Below are 1,929 nucleotides of genomic sequence, written 5' to 3' on the forward strand. Positions count from 1 at the left end.
GTGTGCCATGAACGACGAACGGAGATCGCATGGATAGGTAGTGGTCTTTCGGGAGTCGATGCTGTGCGGGAGATGAAGGTTTGGCCCTTCGGAGTCGCCCTTCGGGGGGAGGCTCCAAACCACCACATGCTGCGTTGGCTGAAGACCGTCGTGGTGAGCGATGTGGAAAAGGCGCCCGAGAGGCGTCAGGTGGGGATCAGGAAGGTGAGTGAACCCGAACCGCTGTAGACGTGCCGTTACAAACGAGGTGACATCGAAACCGTGGCCAGGCTTCGGGCTGCGGGAGCAGGGCCTGGCGGGAGTCCCGATGACTGGCCAGGTGGTGTCCGGCATGGAGGCGGCATGAGCCTGGTCTGCGGCTCTCGCATGGAACATGGGAAGGCGCGCCTCGACACTGTCCTAACAGGACGATAGGGAGCAGCCAAGCGGTGGAGACCGCGAGGCGGTGAGTACCGTCGCGGGGCGCGCTGGCGGACCGGTCCGTAGTAGTGGTGAAGCCGCTGTAATGGCGGTGGAGCGAAGGGGCCGGGCCATCTGTGGTTTGTTCGTCCGGTCAACCAGGGCTGGGTGCCCTGGGAGGAGCTGTGTTGAGCGAGCTGAAGTCGTCAGGGAAGTCGTTCGAGATCTCCAAGCGGGAAGTCTGGGAAGCGTACGAGAAGGTCAAGGCGAACAAGGGCGCACCGGGCGTGGATGGGGTGACATTGGGGCAGTTCGAGTCCGATCTGAGCAGCAGTCTGTACAAGATCTGGAATCGGATGTCCTCGGGGACCTATTTTCCGCCACCGGTGCGGGCGGTGGAGATACCGAAGCCGCACGGCGGTGGGACGAGAATCCTCGGCGTGCCCGCTATCGCGGACAGGGTGGCCCAGACGGTGGTGGCCCGGAGGTTGGAGGAGAGGGTCGAGCAGATCTTCCATCCGGATTCCTACGGCTACCGGCCGAACCGGTCCGCGCTGGACGCGGTGGCGATATGCCGGCGGCGGTGCTGGAAGTACGACTGGGTAGTAGATCTGGACGTCCAGAAGTTCTTCGACAGTGTGCCGTGGGATCTTGTCGTTAAGGCGGTGCAGGCCAACACCGACCTGCCGTGGGTGGTGCTCTATGTCAAGCGGTGGCTGCAAGCACCGCTGCAGTTGCCTGACGGGACGTTGCAACAGCGAGACCGGGGGACCCCGCAGGGGTCTGCGGCCTCGCCCGTGCTGGCGAACCTGTTCCTGCATTACGCGTTCGACAAGTGGATGGCCAGAACGTTCCCGGCCGTGCCGTTTGAGCGTTACGCCGACGACGCGGTGGTGCACTGCGTCAGCGAACGCCAGGCGCAGTTCGTGCGTCGGGCGATCGAGGACAGGATGGTCGAGGTCGGGCTGCGGCTGCATCCCGACAAGACGAAGATCGTGTACTGCAAGGACGGTAACCGGCGTGGCCACCATCAGGACACGTCGTTCACGTTCCTGGGGTACACCTTCAGAGCCCGCGCGGCCCGTGACCGCCACGGGGACGTGTTCACCGCGTTCCTACCGGCGGTCAGCAAGGAAGCCCTCAAACGGCTGGGCAGAACGGTACGCGGATGGCGACTGCACCGACGTACCGAGTGCAGCGCAGCCGAACTCGCCGAGATGATCAACCCGGTCGTACGTGGATGGATGCAGTACTACGGGGCGTTCTACCGCTCCGCTCTGTCCATCCTCCTGGCGCGCATCAACACCTATCTGGTGCGCTGGACCCGCAAGAAGTACAAACGGCTCCGTGCCCGCGAGAAAGCCCGTGCCGCCTGGGAACACGCCACCAAGCGAAGCCCCAGACTCTTCGCGCATTGGGCCTGGGTCACGAACCCCCTGATGATCAAGGTGGCAGGAGCGGGGTGACGGGAGACTGTCACGCCCCGTTCTGTGGGAGCCCGAGGGTGCGATTCCCTCGGGCTACCCGACC

General features: G+C 64.2%; 2 protein-coding genes. Both read left to right on the forward strand.

The window, feature by feature from the left end; genetic code table 11:
* The coding region (locus AB0B76_RS58890; protein ID WP_360395163.1) for a hypothetical protein at window positions 1-228 on the forward strand (228 nt) is incomplete at its 5' end.
* 359 nt (window positions 229-587) lie between these two features.
* The gene (gene ltrA / locus AB0B76_RS58895; RefSeq protein ID WP_360395165.1) at window positions 588-1,865 is read left to right on the forward strand and encodes a group II intron reverse transcriptase/maturase; all 1,278 of its coding nucleotides are present in this window, start codon (window positions 588-590) and stop codon (window positions 1,863-1,865) included.
* Window positions 1,866-1,929: the final 64 nt, after the last annotated feature.

It is taken from the genome of Dactylosporangium sp. NPDC049140 (assembly GCF_040648435.1).